The 16527-nt window shown below is 53.3% G+C and carries 21 protein-coding genes; 17 read left to right on the top strand and 4 right to left on the bottom strand.

Annotated elements, in window-relative coordinates:
• Positions 1 to 83: 83 nt before the first annotated feature.
• The 4 genes from MN202_RS05615 to flgA all read right to left on the bottom strand — a co-directional run bounded on the left by MN202_RS05615 (position 84) and on the right by flgA (position 2093).
• Positions 84 to 521, bottom strand: coding sequence for a bactofilin family protein (locus MN202_RS05615; protein ID WP_335735113.1), 438 nt, complete (start codon positions 519 to 521; stop codon positions 84 to 86).
• Positions 522 to 544: 23 nt separating this feature from the next.
• Entirely contained in the window at positions 545 to 976 is a 432-nt protein-coding gene (gene flgN / locus MN202_RS05610; RefSeq protein WP_335735112.1) for a flagellar export chaperone FlgN, read from the bottom strand.
• Positions 973 to 1266: a flagellar biosynthesis anti-sigma factor FlgM gene (gene flgM, locus MN202_RS05605; protein ID WP_335735111.1), complete on the bottom strand. Its 294-nt coding sequence runs from the start codon at positions 1264 to 1266 to the stop codon at positions 973 to 975. The genes flgN and flgM overlap by 4 nt, the downstream gene beginning before the upstream one ends.
• A 62-nt stretch (positions 1267 to 1328) precedes the next feature.
• Entirely contained in the window at positions 1329 to 2093 is a 765-nt protein-coding gene (gene flgA / locus MN202_RS05600) for a flagellar basal body P-ring formation chaperone FlgA (protein WP_335735110.1), read from the bottom strand.
• 83 nt (positions 2094 to 2176) lie between these two features.
• Here flgA and flgB point away from each other — a divergent pair, with 83 nt between their 5' ends.
• The 17 genes from flgB (at position 2177) to MN202_RS05515 (ending at position 16522) form a co-directional block, all read left to right on the top strand.
• Positions 2177 to 2545 carry a flagellar basal body rod protein FlgB gene (gene flgB / locus MN202_RS05595; protein ID WP_335735109.1) on the top strand — a complete coding sequence of 123 codons (369 nt, stop codon included), beginning with the start codon at positions 2177 to 2179 and terminating at the stop codon, positions 2543 to 2545.
• Between the two features lie 3 nt (positions 2546 to 2548).
• Positions 2549 to 2965, top strand: coding sequence for a flagellar basal body rod protein FlgC (gene flgC / locus MN202_RS05590; RefSeq protein WP_335735108.1), 417 nt, complete (start codon positions 2549 to 2551; stop codon positions 2963 to 2965).
• 12 nt (positions 2966 to 2977) lie between these two features.
• On the top strand, positions 2978 to 3649 hold the full coding sequence (locus MN202_RS05585) for a flagellar hook assembly protein FlgD (RefSeq protein ID WP_335735107.1): 672 nt from the start codon (positions 2978 to 2980) through the stop codon (positions 3647 to 3649).
• A gap of 11 nt (positions 3650 to 3660) precedes the next feature.
• On the top strand, positions 3661 to 4860 hold the full coding sequence (flgE, locus tag MN202_RS05580) for a flagellar hook protein FlgE (RefSeq protein ID WP_335735106.1): 1200 nt from the start codon (positions 3661 to 3663) through the stop codon (positions 4858 to 4860).
• An 11-nt stretch (positions 4861 to 4871) separates the two neighbouring features.
• Positions 4872 to 5606, top strand: coding sequence for a flagellar basal body rod protein FlgF (locus tag MN202_RS05575; RefSeq protein ID WP_335735105.1), 735 nt, complete (start codon positions 4872 to 4874; stop codon positions 5604 to 5606).
• A gap of 13 nt (positions 5607 to 5619) precedes the next feature.
• The gene (gene flgG, locus MN202_RS05570; RefSeq protein ID WP_335735104.1) at positions 5620 to 6405 is read left to right on the top strand and encodes a flagellar basal-body rod protein FlgG; all 786 of its coding nucleotides are present in this window, start codon (positions 5620 to 5622) and stop codon (positions 6403 to 6405) included.
• A gap of 3 nt (positions 6406 to 6408) precedes the next feature.
• Entirely contained in the window at positions 6409 to 7071 is a 663-nt protein-coding gene (flgH, locus tag MN202_RS05565; RefSeq protein ID WP_335735103.1) for a flagellar basal body L-ring protein FlgH, read from the top strand.
• An 18-nt stretch (positions 7072 to 7089) separates the two neighbouring features.
• Positions 7090 to 8181: a flagellar basal body P-ring protein FlgI gene (locus tag MN202_RS05560; RefSeq protein WP_335735102.1), complete on the top strand. Its 1092-nt coding sequence runs from the start codon at positions 7090 to 7092 to the stop codon at positions 8179 to 8181.
• Entirely contained in the window at positions 8181 to 8645 is a 465-nt protein-coding gene (locus MN202_RS05555; RefSeq protein WP_335735101.1) for a rod-binding protein, read from the top strand. The genes MN202_RS05560 and MN202_RS05555 overlap by 1 nt, the downstream gene beginning before the upstream one ends.
• Positions 8642 to 9976, top strand: coding sequence for a flagellar hook-associated protein FlgK (gene flgK / locus MN202_RS05550; protein ID WP_335735100.1), 1335 nt, complete (start codon positions 8642 to 8644; stop codon positions 9974 to 9976). The genes MN202_RS05555 and flgK overlap by 4 nt, the downstream gene beginning before the upstream one ends.
• A 7-nt stretch (positions 9977 to 9983) precedes the next feature.
• On the top strand, positions 9984 to 10880 hold the full coding sequence (flgL, locus tag MN202_RS05545; RefSeq protein ID WP_335735099.1) for a flagellar hook-associated protein FlgL: 897 nt from the start codon (positions 9984 to 9986) through the stop codon (positions 10878 to 10880).
• 13 nt (positions 10881 to 10893) lie between these two features.
• Entirely contained in the window at positions 10894 to 11916 is a 1023-nt protein-coding gene (locus tag MN202_RS05540; protein ID WP_335735098.1) for a hypothetical protein, read from the top strand.
• Between the two features lie 145 nt (positions 11917 to 12061).
• Entirely contained in the window at positions 12062 to 12895 is an 834-nt protein-coding gene (locus MN202_RS05535; protein WP_335735097.1) for a flagellin N-terminal helical domain-containing protein, read from the top strand.
• Between the two features lie 72 nt (positions 12896 to 12967).
• A complete protein-coding gene (gene fliD / locus MN202_RS05530) occupies positions 12968 to 14263 on the top strand; it encodes a flagellar filament capping protein FliD (protein ID WP_335735096.1) in 1296 nt (431 codons plus the stop codon).
• A 17-nt stretch (positions 14264 to 14280) separates the two neighbouring features.
• The gene (fliS, locus tag MN202_RS05525; protein WP_335735095.1) at positions 14281 to 14673 is read left to right on the top strand and encodes a flagellar export chaperone FliS; all 393 of its coding nucleotides are present in this window, start codon (positions 14281 to 14283) and stop codon (positions 14671 to 14673) included.
• A 263-nt stretch (positions 14674 to 14936) separates the two neighbouring features.
• Complete coding sequence (locus tag MN202_RS05520; RefSeq protein WP_335735094.1) at positions 14937 to 15245, top strand: hypothetical protein; 309 nt, start codon at positions 14937 to 14939, stop codon at positions 15243 to 15245.
• Complete coding sequence (locus MN202_RS05515) at positions 15245 to 16522, top strand: flagellar hook-length control protein FliK (RefSeq protein ID WP_335735093.1); 1278 nt, start codon at positions 15245 to 15247, stop codon at positions 16520 to 16522. The genes MN202_RS05520 and MN202_RS05515 overlap by 1 nt, the downstream gene beginning before the upstream one ends.
• The last annotated feature ends 5 nt before the right edge of the window (positions 16523 to 16527 follow it).

Genomic DNA, 16527 nt, shown 5'->3' with positions numbered 1-16527 from the left:
GCCTGCGCCGGCCATTGCCACATCAGCAGCATAATCAGTGCCAGTGGCAGGCTGGTAAATAGCGGTTGCATGAATAAGGCCGGTTAGGAATTAATGTCTATGGCCAGAGTATTAGGCTTTTGTGGCAAAGGCTTGCTGTTCTCAGCGGCGGAATGCGCTTGGCGGGATGTGGCAGGCAGCGTATGTGATTCGCCGGTAAAACGGCCGCCCGGCTCAATACACAGGCTGTCAGCATAGATATCTCCATCGACACAACCTGACGCCAAAATCTCAATTTCAGTGGCGTACAGCAGGCCCTTTACGGTGCCATACACCAGAATTTTGCCTGCTCTGATTTCGCCCTGCACCACAGCTGACTGGCCTACCAGCAAGGTTTGGTTACATTGCACCTTACCGCAAATAGCGCCATCTATGCGGCAGTCAGAGGGTAAAGACAGTTCGCCCTGCAGCACACTGCCGGCTGATAGCAGGGTGCAGTTTGACGGATCGTTTTTACTGACAGAGTTTTTAGCTGAAAACATAAACAACCTTTTGCAAATAATGGCTATAACGGCATGCCCGGATAGCTGGTACGGTTTTGCATGCCAGTGAGTTTTTGCATTAACTGACGTTGAGCAGCCAACAGCTTACCATTTTTTTCATTTTTTGCCTGACACAGACGTGATTTCAGCGTCAGCTCTTGCAGTAACTGCCGGGTGCCATGCTGTATTGGCGCCGGCAGCCGGCTGACCAATTGCTGCAGATCATTGCGGCGGTTTTGCAGGCCCAGCTGTGCCAGCAGCTGGTCACGGCTGCTGTGGCTGTGTTCAACCGCTGCCATCAGCTGCAATACCTGCTGATTCAGCTGCTGCAACGCAACGCTGTGGCGCTGGCTCATCAGTTCATATTGCTGATCCAATAACTGGCTTAGCTGATCCAGCCGCTGCACATCCTGCTGCAGGCTACTGATAAAGCTTTTCAGTAGCTCGGCACTCATTTCTTATGCATATCCAGCATAGCGTTAATCAGCGCTTCTTCGTCCAGTTTCAGCTCGCCATTGGCAATAGCCTGTTGCAACTGGCGCACTTTGTTCATATCAACGCCGTCGTGCTGGGCCAGCGAGTCATAGCTTTGCTGTAGCGATTGACTGATGCTGCTAACCTGGCTGGCAGCCGGCGCCGGTTGGCTTGAGGTGTCGCTGTGTGGCTGCGCTGTGCTGCTGTGCTGCTTTTGTTGCAACCGGCTGGCCGGCTCAACCTGCAAGCTGTTTTTCGGGTCAATTTGCATAAAAAATTCCTGCTATTTAGCTCTGTGAAATTAAAGCGACAGCGAACAGAGAAAACTTTAATTTATTTATGGCCGGTAACGACAGTATTTTTGCCGCTCACCACGGCTTCAACGATCTTGCCGGATGTCAGGTTTTCTACCCGGATGCGTTCACCAAGCTGGCCATCGGCCAGGGCGGTGGCCTCGGTAGAAACCTCAAAGCCCTGACCCTGCACTAACAGTTTGACCCGGCTGCCTTTTTCTACCAGGTATACCAGCTGCAGCATTGCACGGTGCAGCGGCTCACCGGCGTTTATCCGCCGCTTTACTGTCATACCAAGCAGCGGCTCTGGCTGTAACTCCGGGTCGTGCCGCAGTGTGCTGAGTTCAATATCAGCCAGGCTCAGCATATCGGCACTGATAATTTCATCACGTTGCAGCGTGCGGCTGGCCACCACCAGCGGTAAGTATAGCCGGATTTGCGCTACTGCCCGGCTTTGCCAGCGCTGCGGCGCGGTGCACTTTAAGGTGTAATTGATCCGGCCCAGTGGCGGTGTATGTTGCTGCCGCCGGCTGACACTAAGCTGGCTGCAGCTGGCGTTTGTAATAGCCGCTGGCAGCGTCAGTGAAATATCCGGTTGGGCAGTGCTGTTTAGCTGCAGCTGTTTTAAATACTGTTGCAGTTCTGCTGCGATATGTTGCTGCAAGGCTGAGCTGAGCTCTGTCGCCGCGACATTACCGGCGAACAGCAGCATGGCAAGGGTAAGCAGGAAACCCAGGCGCTTCCGCTGCGGAAGTATAGCTTCCGCTTTTAGCGGCAAATTTGGCATGGGTTTAATATAATGCATTGTTTTAACTTTGCTTTTCATTGTGGCACAGAGCTTGTAATAACCGGTGACAGCTACAGAGCTTTGATAAGAGTAACCTGACTATGTTTGATAAAGCGCTTGGTGTCCACCCGTTTTCGTTACAACTGCGTACCGACAGGGCTGAGATTATTGCAGGCAATCTGGCCAATGTCGACACGCCCGGTTTTAAGGCCCGCGACATCAACTACAAACAGATCATGCAGGATTTGGCTTACAACATCCAGCAGGGCCAGAGCCAGCCTTTTGCCGCTGCAGAAACCGGCCATCAGCTGTTGTACCGCACGCCTTATCAGGTATCGGCCGATGGTAATACCAGCGAGCTGAACATTGAACAGGCCAATTTTGCTGCCAACAGCATGGATTTTCAAACCAGCCTGACCTTTCTGAATATGAAAATCAGCGGCCTGCGCGCAGCAATCAAAGGAGACTAAAGCATGTCGTTTAACAGCATTTACGAAACCAGCGGCAGTGCCATGCGCGCTCAGGTTATGCGGCTGGACACTATCGCCTCTAACCTGGCCAATGCCGACACCGCCGCATCAACCGAAGCTGGTGCTTACAAGGCATTAAAGCCGGTGTTTGCTGCCTTATACAAACAAACCGCCGACAGCCAGAGCCTGTCGGCTGAAGTGCAGATGCTGGGCATTACCAGCTCGGATAAACCGGTTGATATGCGCTATGAGCCAAATAACCCTTTGGCAAATCAGGACGGCTATGTGTACTACTCCAACGTCAACGTGCTGGAAGAAATGGCCGACATGATGTCGGCATCGCGCAGTTATCAAACCTCGGTGGAAGTAATGGGCCGGGTATCCAGTATGCAGCAAAGTGTACTGCGGCTTGGCCAGTAAAGGGGCGAAATAATGAGTGCAATCAGCGGCCTGGGCGCCGTTAATCAAAACAATAATACACCAGCCATCAGTAGCAACGGTGCAACAAACGCTGAGGGTTTGTCCTCTATGTTTCTCGAGTTGCTGGTGGCGCAAATCAGCCATCAGAACCCGTTAGACCCGATGGATGGCACCCAGTATGTCAGTCAGCTGGCCGAGTTTGCCAATGTTGAAAGCCTGCAAAGCCTGAAAATAGATTCCGGTAAAAATCTGGCGCTGCAAGCCAGTCAGCAGGCGCTGCAGGCCACTGCGCTGATTGGCACTGAAGTCGATGTGGCCGCCGACAGCATTATGCTGGAGCAAAGCGGCCAGATTAAAGGTGCGGTAAACCTGGGTGTTGAGGCCGACAGCGTGCAATTGCGGCTGTACAACGCCCTTGGCCAGTTAATGCAGCAACAGAACCTGCCTTACAGCGGTGTCGGCACTGTGCGGTTTGCCTTTGCTGAGCAGGATGCCGGCGGTTACTACGTACAGGCCGATGCCTATATCAACGGTCAGCCTCAACCACTAACGACCTTGCTTAGCGGTGAAGTAGAGCGGGTGTCGGTGGGTAACAATAAAGACGACATTATTCTGCAGGTCAATGGGCTGGGTAACCATGCCCTGACAGATACAAATCAGCTCGCGTTTAGCGGCAATAGTTAAGGAACTCTGGTATGTCTATGTTTAACATTGGCCTGAGCGGGCTGAAAACCACACAAAAAGCACTGGAAGTCACCAGTAATAATATCGCCAACTCGGCTACAGCCGGTTTTAAAAGCGGCAGCGCTGAATTTGCTGCAGTGTACAACGGCGGCCAGCGCGGCGGTGTCGGCGTTAGCGATATTAAAGAAAACTTCGCCCGCGAAGGTAATGTCGTTAACACCGGTTCAGCACTGGATTTAGCCATTACCGGTAAGGGCTTTTTTGTGGTATCAGAAAACGGCCGTATGGCTTACACCCAGGCCGGCCAGTTTGGTCTGGATAAAGAGCAGCATATTGTCAACGCCAGTGGAAACCGCCTGCAGGGGTATGGCATCGACGCGAACGGCAACCTGATCCCCGGTGTACTTACCGACCTGAAAGTGGAAGCGGCTAATATTCCGGCTGAAGCCACCACGGAAATCGGCTTTGCCCTTAATTTAAGTTCGGCCAGCGATGTGATAGCAGTGCCTTTTGATCCGCTCGATGGCAGCAGCTACAACTATTCGCAATCGACCGAGATGTTTGACTCTTTGGGCAATAGCCACACCTTGACGCAGTATTTTGTTCATAACGGCGGCGGTAACTGGGATGCGCATTACTATGTTAACGGTACCGCGCTGCCGGCGCCTTTTGACACAGCGGCCTTGAGTTTTGACGTCAACGGCCAGCTTACCGTACCAGCGGCACCGGCCAATATTGCGCTGGAATTTGCCCCGGCCGGCGCGGCATTGATGAGCTTCAATGTGAATATGACCGCCAGCACCCAGTTTGGCAGTGGTTTTAATATCTATAGCAATGATGCCAACGGCTATACCGCCGGTGAGTTTGCCGGTGTGTCGATCGCCGAAACCGGTCAGGTGTTTGCCACCTTTACCAATGGCGAAACCAAATTGCAGGGCCAGGTGGTGTTGGCTAATTTTGCCAATGTTAACGGCCTGGAAACCGGCAATAAAACGGTGTGGTATGCCACCAATGAGTCGGGTGCGCCACTGTATGGCACGCCGGATTCGGGCAACCTTGGCGCCCTGCTGTCAGGTGCCTATATCGGCTCTAACGTTGATATCAGCGAGCAACTGGTCGATTTAATGGCGTTTCAGCAAAACTATCAGGCCAATGCAAAAACCATCAGCAACGCTGATGAAATGATGCAGATCCTGTTTAGCGCAACCTAAGGTAACTGGCGATGGAAAAGCTGATTTATACCGCGGTTTCCGGTGCTGAGCTAAACCAGACGGCACTGCGCGTCAGTGCAAATAACCTGGCTAATGTTAATACGCCGGGCTTTAAAGCCGACATTGAACAGGCGCAGTCGATGATGCTGGCCGGCGATGGCTACCGCACCCGCTATCATGCCCAGTTGTTGCCGGTGTACACCAACCTGGCTAATGGCCCGGTACAGCAAACCGGTCGCGATCTGGATATTGTGCTCAGCGATGGCGGCTTTTTAGCCGTGGCCGATGCCAACGGCAATGAAGCCTACACCCGCGCCGGTAATTTACAGGTCGCCGCTGATGGCCGGTTGCTGCTGAATGGCTATGCCGTGCAGGGCGAGCAGGGCGACATTGTTTTACCCGAATTTGGCGATATTGATATCGGCGCTGATGGCAGTATCAACCTGTTGCCGGTCGGTGGCGGGGTGATAGCCCAGGAAGGCCGCTTAAAGCTGGTAACAGCAGGCGGTGAGCCTCTGCTAAAAGGGCTGGATGGTTTACTGCGGCCGCAGGGCCAGGACGCGCTGGCCGAGGATCTGACCGTGACACTGCGTACTGGTGCGCTGGAAGGCGCCAACGTTAACGCGGTAGAAGAAATGGTTAATACCATGAATATCAGCCGCAAGTTTGAAATGAATATCCGCATGATGAAAACCGCAGATGAGCTGGCCGTGGCCGGTAACAAGCTGATAAGCGGCAACAGTTAACAGGAGCACCGCAATGAATTCTGCTTTATGGGTCAGTAAAACCGGTTTAGCCGCGCAGGACATGCGCATGACCACCATTTCAAATAACCTGGCCAACGTCAGTACCGCCGGTTTCAAGAAAGACCGGGTGGTGTTTGAAGACTTGTTTTATCAGGTGCAGCGCCAGCCCGGTGCCCAGGCCGATGAGCTGAATCAGGTGCCGTCTGGCATTCAGGTCGGTACCGGTGTGCGTGTTAACGGTACGCAGAAAATTTTTACCGAAGGCAGTTTTGAAACCAGCAACAACCCGCTGGATCTGGCGATAGCCGGTCAGGGCTTTTTTCAGATTGAAAACCCGGATGGCGAAATTTTGTATAGCCGCAACGGCCAGTTTCAGCTGAATGCTGAATCGCTGATCGTTAACAGCAATGGCTTGCCTTTACTGCAAAATATCGCCGTGCCGGACAATGCCACCAGTGTCACGGTGGGCCGCGACGGTACCGTCACCGCGGTGATCGCCGGCCAGATTGAGCCGGTCGAGCTGGGGCAAATTCTGACGGTAAATTTTGTTAACCCGGCCGGCTTAGAAGCCCTGGGCGGTAATGTATTTCGTGCCACCGCCGCCTCCGGCGAAGCGGTAGAAGGCGTGCCGGGCGACGAGGCGCTGGGTGCATTGCAGCAGTTCACCATTGAAGGCTCAAACGTCAGCGTAGTGGATGAAATGGTCAGCATGATAGCGGTGCAACGTGCGTACGAGATGAACGCCAAAGTCGTCTCGGCGGCGGATGAAATGCTGCGCTTTATTAACCAGAGCCTGTAACCGATGAAAGCCTTAATTTTGTTGCCACTGCTGGTGCTGCTAACCGCCTGCGCCAGCCCGTCAGAGCCGGTAACCGACAAAGACTGGCAGCAGGTGGTGGCCGGGCGCAGCCACGACAACACGGCTGCTGAGCAGCAGCACGGCAGCCTGTATAGCGACCGCTATATGTTTACGCTGTACGAGGATAAACGCGCTTACCGCGTGGGCGATATTCTGACCGTGGAATTAAATGAGCGTACCCAGTCGGGTAAAAGCGCCGATGCCAGCGTAGATAAAGCCACCGGCATCAATGTTGGCGTGCCGCTGCTGGGCAACCTGAATACGGCTGAAGCGGCGATGGAGCTGAACTCGCGCTCGCGTTTTGACGGCGAAAGCAGTGCCAGTCAGCAAAACTTTTTGCGCGGCTCTATTACGGTACGGGTAACTGAAGTACTGGCCAACGGTGCTTTGGCAATACGCGGTGAAAAATGGATCAAGCTGAATCAGGGCGATGAATACATCCGCCTGCAGGGCCTGGTAAGGCCGGAAGATATAGATGTAACCAACCGGGTGTCATCGCAGCGCATTGCCGATGCCCGTATCAGCTATTCCGGCAAAGGTGAAATGGCCCGCGCCAGTCAGGCTGGCTGGTTTACCCGGTTATTTAATTTAATTAACCCGTTTTAACTAAGCGAAGGTGCACGCATGAAGCGAATGTTCACTCTGTTGCTGTTACTGTGCAGCGGCACCGCCAATAGCCGGCCCTTGCTGGATTTGGTTGATATTCAGGGGGTGCGCGATAACCAGTTAGTCGGCTATGGCCTGGTGGTGGGCTTGCCCGGCTCCGGCGATAAGGCACAGATTAAATTTGCCGCCCAGTCGCTGAACAACATGCTAAAGCAGTTTGGCGTGCAGCTGGATGAAAACAGCCTGCCAAAATCTAAAAACGTCGCTGCAGTAGCCGTAACGGCCACCTTACCGGCCAATATCAGCCCGGGGCAAACGCTGGATGTGACGATAATGTCGCTGGGCGATGCCAAAAGCCTGCATGGTGGCAGTCTGATGTTAACGCCGCTACGCGGTGTAGATGGCAAGGTGTATGCGCTGGCGCAGGGTAATCTGGTGGTCGGCGGCATAAATGCCAGCGGCCAGAATGGCTCATCGGTGACGGTAAATGTACCGACTGCAGGCATTATTCCCGGTGGCGCTATTGTCGAGCGCAGTGTTCAGCAGTTGTATCAACACAACGCCCAGGTGGTGCTAAACCTGAAGCAGCCAAACTACCAAACCGCACGCAATATTGTAAATGCTGTCAACGACGTGTTTGGCCCGGACGTGGCACAGGCGGAACATCAGGGCAGGCTGGTGCTCAGTGCGCCGCAAGATGCCAATAGCCGCATTACCTTTATGTCGATGTTGCAGGATATTGACGTGCGCGAAGGCAAAATAAGGCCACGGGTGGTGTTTAACAGCCGTACCGGCACGGTAGTGATGAACGATCTGGTGCGGGTAAAACGGGCGGCTGTCAGCCACGGCAGCCTGACCATTACCATCAGCGAGCAGCAGGGGGTCAGCCAGCCGCTGCCGTTTAGCAATGGCACTACCACACCGGTGCAAAACAGCCAGGTCAGTGTTGATGAGCGCACCGCCAATATGATGCTGTGGCCAGAGGGCAGCTCACTGGATGACATAGTACAGGCGATTAATGCGTTGGGTGCAACCCCGGCCGAGCTGATGTCTATTTTAATTGCACTGGATAATGCCGGTGCCCTTGAAGCTGATTTACTGGTGATTTAATGACAATGTCCGCGATAACAGGCCTGCAAAGTCTGGCCATAGATCCACGCAGTTTTTCGGCTGCTTCTGTAGCGCAAAACCCTGCGGCGCGGCTGGAACAGGCTGCCGCCCAGTTCGAAGCGATTTTTTTGCAGCTGGTGCTGCAGAATATGCATGCCGGTACCGACGCTATCGCCGGTGAGGATGGGTTCTTTTCCGGCAAAGAAGCCGCCACGTTCCGTGATATGCACGATGCCCAGCTGGCGCAGCAACTGGCCGGGGCAAAACAGCTTGGCCTGGCCGATGCAATAGTGCGGCAACTTGGCGAAGGGCTGGCGCAGTCAGAAAATAAATTTAAGCAATTGTCCGATGCGGTCGCTTTACCTGAAGAGGGGGCGCTGACGCTGGTCGCGCCGGCATATAGCAACCAGGCGTTCAGTCAGCCGTTATGGCGCACTGAGGACAGCGGAAACAATAACTTATGAGTATGCTTTTAAATGGCGTGTCGGGCCTTAATGCTGCCAACAGTGCGTTGTCTGTGGTGGGGCAGAATGTCGCCAATGCAGCGGTAAACGGCTACAGTCGCCAGACGGTGCAGCTGGAAACGGCCGCCGGCGGTTTAAACGGCGTCAAGGTGGTTAAGGTTGATCGCATTGTAAACAGCTTTTTGAATGACGATATCTGGCGCACCAGCTCAGATAGCAGCTACTACCAGGGCTTTCAAAGCTATCTGGGGTACCTTGAACAGTTGCTGGGCACGGAATCATTAAATCTTAACGACAGTGTGGCCGATATCAGCGCCGCCTTTAATGCGGCGATGTCGGCACCAGACTCCAGTGCTTACCGCCAGCAGGCGTTGTCATCAGCGCAGGCACTGGTACAGGATATTGCCCAGATTAACGGTGCCCTGGCCGATCAGCAAAGCAAACTCGGGCTGGAGCTAACTAACTTGGCCGCCAACAGCAGTTCGTTGTTACAACAGGTGGCAGAGCTGAACAGTCAAATCAGCAAAGCACAGGCGCTGGGTCAGCCCACTGCAGAGCTGTCTGATAACCGGGAAAATCTGATCACCGAGCTGTCAGGCTTTATCGGTATTGATATTACCGATCCGGGTGATGGCAATCTGAATATCAGCAGCAAAAATGGCGCACCTTTAGTTGTCGGTGCCAAAGCGGCCGTTGTCAGCGTCACCGGCACCAGTGTCGATGTCAGTTTTAATACGCAGAATTTTCCTTTAAATCAGCACGTCGGTGGCCGCATCGGTGGCTTACTCAATGTCGATGCCACGGTATTGCAGCCAGCCAAAACTGAGCTGGAAACGATAGTGCAAAACATTGCCGACTCTGTAAATACGGCGCTGTCAGAGGGTTTTGACTTAAACGGTCTGCCTGGTCAGCCGTTGTTTAACTATAACCCGGCAGATGTGCTGGGCACTTTTGCTGTTAACACGGCGCTGGGCACCGATGATCTGGCGTTTACCGGCCGGGTGCCCGATGGTTTTGGTGGCTGGCTGCCGTCTGGCGGTCGGGGTGACAATGGTAATCTTGCCAATCTGGTGACGTCGCTCAATGGTGCCACCGCCGGTTATGACACCTTAATTGGTGATCTGGCGATCCAGAGTAAGCAGGTACAAAGCAGTATTAAAACCGCTGGCGTACTCAACAACAATGCGGTGGCGGCACGCGATAGTTTAAGCGGCGTTAATCTGGATGAAGAAGCCGCTAACCTAATGTATTACCAGCAGTTGTATGATGCCAATGCCAGAGTGATCAGCACAGCTGATCAGTTATTTAAAACGCTGATCAACATCTTCTGAGGTGGCTATGCGCGTAAGCAGTAATCAGTATCATCTAACCACTATCCGCAATATTCAGCAGACAACGGCAGAATACAGCAAGTTATCTACCCAACTGGCGACTAATCAGCGTATTCAGAAGCCGTCAGACGATCCGCTGGGTTCAGTAATGTTGCTGACACTTAATGGCGAGCTGACCAAACTGGAGCAATACCAGGCCAATATGGAAGCGGTGCACTTTAATCTCGGCCAGCAGGAAAGCCAGTTAAACAGCATCGTAAATACGCTGTTTTCGGTGCAGGAAATTGTTACCACAGCGGCAGACGGCGCTATGGGGCAGGCTGAACTGCAAGCTTTTGCGCAGGAGTTGTCAGTGCTGTTTCCGGCGATTGTCGATTTACTTAATGCCAAAGACGGCAACGGCAATTATTACTTTTCCGGCAGCTTAACCGGTGTTAAACCCTTTGAGCCGGATGCCGGTGGTGTGTATCAGTATCTGGGGGATGACAGTGTGCGCCAGGTGGCGGTATCGGATAACTCCAGCGTGCCGTCGAATATTCTCGGCAGTGATCTGGTGCCCGGCGTCACCTTTTTAAACGAAATGCAGACCTATCTGGATTTAATCAGCACGGCACCGGTAGCCGGTGTCGGTACTGAATCGCGCGACTTGCTCGGCCATATCAATGATTTTATGGCCAGCGTCAGCGGAGAAGTTACCCGTATTGGTGGTACTCTGGCTTCGCTGGATGAGATGGCGCTGGGTAATGCCGATATCGCACTGTTTACCGAGCAGCTGCGTGATGACATTAAAGAAGTTGATTACCCCGAAGCTTACGTCAATATGAACCAGGCGCTGGCGTCGTATGAGTCGTCACTGAAGGTGTACTCCAGCGTGTCTAAGCTAACGTTATTCTCTTATGTGTAAGGGTTAAATACTGATGCAGGCAATTTCACAGGCGGAACAACTTAGCCAGAGTGCGCTGGCCAAACTGACCCCGACCGACCGGGCGGCGGTGGTTAAAGCCGTTGTCAGCGATGCGCCTGCATCAGCAGTACCGGTGTCGCGGCAGACGCGGCAAATTCAGGTACTAAGCAAATGGGCGCAGGCGGCCGATGTCAGTAAACAACTTGCCCAGACCGAACATACCGAGCGCAATATCCGCCAGGCTTATCAGGCGCTGGAAAACCTGCGCCGCCAGGTCAATTCATCTTCTCACCGTCAGATGTCGGCAGAGCAACAGCAGCAGGCGCAGCAAAAACTGGCGCAACTGGAAAAACAGCTGGCCACAGGCCAGGCTGGCATTAGCGCTGATTTAACGCTAACCGGCACTACAACGGCACCATTTCGGGCCACGCTCAGCCACAATATCGATTTATTGTCCGAGCGACGCCAGCCTGAACAGGTCAATATCCTGCTGGGCCGCAGTGGTAATGCGCTGCAAATAGATTTACCGGCCGGCCAGAGCGCCGAACAAAACCTGCACAGTGTGCAGCAGGCATTTGCCCGCCAGCAAATTGATGTTTCGGTAGATAACCAGCAACTGTTGTATTTTTCGGCGCAGGCGCGTGACGCACGTAAATTACAGGAACCCTGGCTGGTAAGCGGGCAAGGCGTGCGGGTGGCGGCAGGTAATCCGTTAAATGTAACACTAAAGCCGGTAGACACCGCCTTAGGCCAATTGGCCAAAACTGCTGCTGGCGATAATGTTCAGGCCTACAGCCAGCAAATTCAGCAGGCTCAGCAAAAATTAAAAGACGCGCTGGTAAAAGTGCAGGCACAGCGTGTGGCGTTACAGGCGCAGCTTACCGCCATTCAACAACAGCAAGCCGACAACACTGAGCTAACAGGCCTGGCCGGGCAATTGCGCTTACAAATGCACAGCGGCAATAAAAGCAGTGTGGCGGTGGTGATGTCACAGGCCAATATTACCCGCAGCCTGGTTGAATTTGGCCTGGGGTAGCGGTGTCAGCTGTCTGGCAGCACTGTTGAGCCCAAATCCCGCTATAGCGGGATTTTTTATCGCTAAAAAATTATAAAAAAAATTTTAGTTCCGTCTCAGGCTGGTCGCTTTAACTTTGTGAGCATCATTCACAGGAGATTCCAAGATGGCTTTATCAATTCAATCAAATATGGCGTCAAAATCTATCCAGAACCAGCTGAGTCGTACTAACAACGATTTATCAGTGGCGCTGGAGCGTTTAGGTTCAGGTTTTCGCATCAACTCAGCAAAAGATGATGCTGCCGGTTTGCAAATTGCTAACCGTTTAAATGCCCAGGTACGTGGTCAGGAAGCGGCGATTTATAACGCCAACAATGCCCAGTCTATGCTGCAAACGGCCGAAGGCGCCTTTGAAGAGATGACCAACATTGCCTACCGTATGAAAGAGCTGGCTACTCAGGCGGCTAACGGTACTAACAACGCCTCTGAATACACTGCATTAGATGCAGAATATCAGGAGCTGGCATTAGAGCTGGACAGCATCATGACTAACACCTCTTACGGTTCAGGTACAACCTTGCTGGATGGTGGTAAGTTTGCTGCTGCGGTGACATTCCAGGTAGGTGCGACTGCAGCTGAAACGCTGGCGGTAGATATTTCTGCAGAAATTACGGCTCTGGCTGCAACGGTAGGCGCGCCAGGCGCTCTGGCTAACCAGGCTGGCGGTACTGCAGCAATGGCTACAGTTAACACCCTGATCGACAACATCGGTGCTGCCCGTTCTGCACTGGGTGCCAGCATGAACCGTCTGGATCACACCATCAATAACGTGACCAATATGGCGGAAAACACTCAGGCGGCCGCTGGCCAGCTGATGGATGCTGACTTCGCTAAAGAAACATCAAGCATGACTAAACAGCAGTTGCTGATGAACTCAGGTATTTCGGTACTGAGCGCGTCTAACAGCACCACTCAGATGATTGGTTCTCTGCTGCGTTAATAGTACGCACTACACAGCGGGGCGGTGTTTAGCTGCTCCGCTGCTTATTTCTGCTAATACAGGGTTTGCATTATGTCGTCATTTTTAAGCATAGATCCGCAGTATCTGGCCAGTCAGTACACTCAGATTGAGCGCGCCGGTACCGATAAACTGCTGTCGGCTAAATCCAACCAATTTAGCGCCCAGCTAAATGCGATTAAAAAACTGCAAACCGCTTTAAAAGACTTTTCGACCCAACTTAAAGATTTTCGCAGCAGCGCTGATTCCAGCTTGTTGGCTAATACCGCCAGCAGTAGCAGTGAGTCGACGCTAAGTGTTAAAGCCGGTTCAACCGCGGTGGCCGGCAGTTATGATGTGTTTGTTGAACAATTGGCACAAAATCATCAGCTGGCGCTGTCATTTGACCCGGCTGCCACTCTGGCAACAGACGGTGAATTCAGTATCGACTTAGCTGGCAACAGCTTTAGTGTTGATCTGGCCGGCTTGCCAGCCAATGCCACTGTGACTGAGTTGGCGGCGGCGATTAATAATCACGTCGATAACCCAGGCGTCAGCGCTACGCTAATGCGCAGCGGCACTGAAACTTTTTTGGTTATATCCAGCGATGACAGCGGCGCGGCCAATCAGCTTAGTCTGAACTTTACTGCCGGTACCGACCCTGCCGGTGCCGATATCAGCACAGCACTGGCTGGCCAGCAAGAGCTGAAAAAAGCCCAGGATGCCATAGTGCGCTTAGGCAGCGACAGCGCCATCAGTGTTACCAGTGCCAGCAATAGCCTAAGTGGTGTAATTGAAGGTGTGACGATAGATTTGTTGAAAGTACAAACCACAGGCGACAGTCCGGTTAGCATTAAAGTTGGCCAGGACGATGAAGCGATAAGCAGCAAGCTGCAACAGTTTGTTGATGGGGTCAATGGCATCATCGGCAGCATCAATAAAGACAGCAACCTAAACAGCGACAGCATGGCACGCAGCATTCAAAATCAGTTGCGCAGTGCTTTTCAGGGCACCTTTGAAGGCAGCACCTTATACAGTGTTGGCCTGGAGTTTGATCGCAACGGCAAGCTGAACATTAACAGTAAAAGGTTTGAACAGGCATTGGCGGCTGATCCGGCAAAACTGGATGCGATGTTAAGCAGCGACACCGGCGTGCTGGCAAAACTGGAAACCAGCTTAGAGCCATACAGTAAAAACTTTGGTTTGCTGAACGATAAAACTAAAACGCTGCAGGCCAGCCTGGATTTAGTCACAGAGAAACAAAAACGGCACGATTATTCCATGGAGCTGACCTACAAACGTTATCTGGGCCAGTTTACCCAGATGCAGGTCACTATAGCGCAGCTGGAAAGTTCGCTCGGGCAGTTTTAAGAGGGTGGAGTAACACTATGTTAGATTTTGCAAATGGGTTTCAGGCTTATAAAAATACCGCAGTCGAAGGCAAGGCTGCCGGTGCCGACATCCATAAACTGGTGCTGATGCTGTTTGATGGTTTTCTTGATGAACTGTCCCGTACCGAAGGCCACATTCAGGCTAAACGCTTTGATAAAAAAGCCGAAGGTATCGAGCGGATGCTAAAAATTTTAGGCGGCCTGGATGCCTCGCTCGATCAGCAAAATGGCGGCGAAGTGGCGGCCAATATGCAAAAACTGTATCAGCATTGCGGTCAGGCGCTACTTAACGCCAGTCTGAAAAATGATTTAACCGAGCTGGATACCGTGCGGGTGATAATGACTAACCTGCAGGAAGGCTGGCAAGGGCTGGCGCAGCGCGCCGCCTGATACAATTTCGTGTTCCCGGTGTAACACAACATAGGTGTCTGTTGTGTTTTTAGTTGTACCGCTGCTTTGGCAGCGGTTTTTTTCCGTTTCAGACGGGGCAAAGCCCCAGACAGACAACTTCCGTCCGGCGGAAGCGTTACTTCCGCTTTTAACCTTCCTTGTTACTTAAAGCCTTGTAAATACTGCAGTTTAAATGTGGCCTGAGAGTTGCTATCGATAAGCAATGTTTAATTTTACCGGTAACTACAGTGCCAGTTAATGCCATGTCATATTCAGCTACTGCCAAAGCGCTGGCACAGCTGCAGCAACAATTTAGCCAGGCAGCCAGCTCGCAAGACTGGCAGCTACTGCGCCAGCTTGACCGCCAGCTCTTAAAGCTGGTGCAGCAACTTAGCTGTCAGGGTTTAAAACCGCAGTTTGCGGCTGAGTTAGCCGGCCTGAAGCAGCAGTACCAGTCTGTGCTCGCTATGGCGAAAGCCGAGTTAGGCCGCAGCGAGGCCAAAATGCAGCAGTTTAACCAGAACAAGGCGGCTGTAGTGGCTTACCGGCAAACGCTGGATGGGGTGTCCTAATGCAGCAGTGGCAGTTAAATAAAGCCGCGGCAAACCCTGCCACGCCGCTGCAATCTGGTCGTGTGGTGCAAGGCCAGGCCGAGGCTGACGGGCAACCGGCAGATAGTTACAGCGCCTTGTTAGCCCGCATGCCACAGCTTAGTGATGCCCCGGCACAGCAAGCGCCGTTAGTTACGCCGTTGCAAACTGAGCTGGCCGAATTAGCCGACACTGAGTTGGCAGCGGCAGCGGAGACCGCAGCCGTTATGACGCCAAACCTGCCAGCCGCTGAGCTAAACGCGGTGTCGGTACTGCAACGGCTTACACGGCAGACTGACTCAACAGCAAGCACTGCGCAATCGACCCCTGCCGATGTGGCAGCGACAGCTGGCCTGTTGCCGGACGCTTTGGCGGCAGTCAGCGTCGACAATACAGATACAGATGCAGATGCAGGCGCAGCTATGGCCATGCCGCTGGCAACGGCAGGGTCAATTGCCGTTGCTACTGTGCCAACTGCAGTGCCGGATGCGCCGCCAGTGTCCGGCCCGGCAGGCAGTTTGGCTGCCATGCCACGCCAGCAATGGACAGCGCCGGCACAAGCTCAGCTTATACCCGTTCCGTTAACGGCCAGCGACGACTTCGCCGCAGCGGCGCCGGTACCGCTGCCGGCCGCTACACAGCCGTCAGCGACTATAGCCGCCCTGCCGCTGGCAGACAGTATGTTACACCAGTTTGGCACTGGCGACGTGGCAGTACGGCTGATGCCAGTGCTGGCCGACTCTGGCCCTTCGCCGCTAACGGCAGCAGCTAATACCGCCGGCGCGACGGCTACTGCAGCGCCGGAAACGCTATTTCAGTGGAAAGCTGAGCAGCTTGGCACACAGAGTAGCCAATGGGGGCAGAAACTGATGCACCTGTTGTCAGACAAAATCAATTTACAGCTTGGCCAGCAAATTCAGCGTGCGCAAATCCGGCTTGACCCACCGCAGCTGGGGTTGATTGAGCTGACCGTCAGCCTGGATGCCGAGCGCACCAGTGTGCAACTCTATGCCAGTAACAGCCAGATGCGTGATGCCATGCAGCAGAACCTGGATCAATTACGTCAGCAATTGTCACAGCGGCTGGGGCAGGAACAACTGCTGCAACTTGATGTGCGGGACCAACCGGCACAGCAACAACAGCCACAACGCCAGCCCGGCGCTATTGCCGCCCAGCATGCTGACGATGCCATTAATCAGACTGCAGCCCCTGCGGCGGTGAACACTTTAACGACAGACCGGCTAAACCGGCTGGTATAGGAGAG

The organism is Rheinheimera muenzenbergensis, from assembly GCF_036984005.1.
Taxonomy (GTDB): domain Bacteria; phylum Pseudomonadota; class Gammaproteobacteria; order Enterobacterales; family Alteromonadaceae; genus Alishewanella; species Alishewanella muenzenbergensis.
The sequence above is the reverse complement of the archived record's forward strand: the minus strand, read 5'-3'. Positions and strand labels throughout refer to the sequence as shown.

Coding starts and splice junctions, on each gene's coding strand:
- MN202_RS05560 (WP_335735102.1), top strand. CDS start 7,090: ATGAAGCGAATGTTCACTCTGTTGCTGTTACTGTGCAGCGGCACCGCC.
- flgL (WP_335735099.1), top strand. CDS start 9,984: ATGCGCGTAAGCAGTAATCAGTATCATCTAACCACTATCCGCAATATT.
- flgE (WP_335735106.1), top strand. CDS start 3,661: ATGTCTATGTTTAACATTGGCCTGAGCGGGCTGAAAACCACACAAAAA.
- flgB (WP_335735109.1), top strand. CDS start 2,177: ATGTTTGATAAAGCGCTTGGTGTCCACCCGTTTTCGTTACAACTGCGT.
- MN202_RS05520 (WP_335735094.1), top strand. CDS start 14,937: ATGTCATATTCAGCTACTGCCAAAGCGCTGGCACAGCTGCAGCAACAA.
- MN202_RS05575 (WP_335735105.1), top strand. CDS start 4,872: ATGGAAAAGCTGATTTATACCGCGGTTTCCGGTGCTGAGCTAAACCAG.
- MN202_RS05535 (WP_335735097.1), top strand. CDS start 12,062: ATGGCTTTATCAATTCAATCAAATATGGCGTCAAAATCTATCCAGAAC.
- flgG (WP_335735104.1), top strand. CDS start 5,620: ATGAATTCTGCTTTATGGGTCAGTAAAACCGGTTTAGCCGCGCAGGAC.
- flgN (WP_335735112.1), bottom strand. CDS start 976: ATGAGTGCCGAGCTACTGAAAAGCTTTATCAGTAGCCTGCAGCAGGAT.
- flgK (WP_335735100.1), top strand. CDS start 8,642: ATGAGTATGCTTTTAAATGGCGTGTCGGGCCTTAATGCTGCCAACAGT.
- MN202_RS05615 (WP_335735113.1), bottom strand. CDS start 521: ATGTTTTCAGCTAAAAACTCTGTCAGTAAAAACGATCCGTCAAACTGC.
- MN202_RS05540 (WP_335735098.1), top strand. CDS start 10,894: ATGCAGGCAATTTCACAGGCGGAACAACTTAGCCAGAGTGCGCTGGCC.
- flgA (WP_335735110.1), bottom strand. CDS start 2,093: ATGCATTATATTAAACCCATGCCAAATTTGCCGCTAAAAGCGGAAGCT.
- fliS (WP_335735095.1), top strand. CDS start 14,281: ATGTTAGATTTTGCAAATGGGTTTCAGGCTTATAAAAATACCGCAGTC.
- MN202_RS05585 (WP_335735107.1), top strand. CDS start 2,978: ATGAGTGCAATCAGCGGCCTGGGCGCCGTTAATCAAAACAATAATACA.
- flgH (WP_335735103.1), top strand. CDS start 6,409: ATGAAAGCCTTAATTTTGTTGCCACTGCTGGTGCTGCTAACCGCCTGC.
- flgC (WP_335735108.1), top strand. CDS start 2,549: ATGTCGTTTAACAGCATTTACGAAACCAGCGGCAGTGCCATGCGCGCT.
- fliD (WP_335735096.1), top strand. CDS start 12,968: ATGTCGTCATTTTTAAGCATAGATCCGCAGTATCTGGCCAGTCAGTAC.
- flgM (WP_335735111.1), bottom strand. CDS start 1,266: ATGCAAATTGACCCGAAAAACAGCTTGCAGGTTGAGCCGGCCAGCCGG.
- MN202_RS05515 (WP_335735093.1), top strand. CDS start 15,245: ATGCAGCAGTGGCAGTTAAATAAAGCCGCGGCAAACCCTGCCACGCCG.
- MN202_RS05555 (WP_335735101.1), top strand. CDS start 8,181: ATGACAATGTCCGCGATAACAGGCCTGCAAAGTCTGGCCATAGATCCA.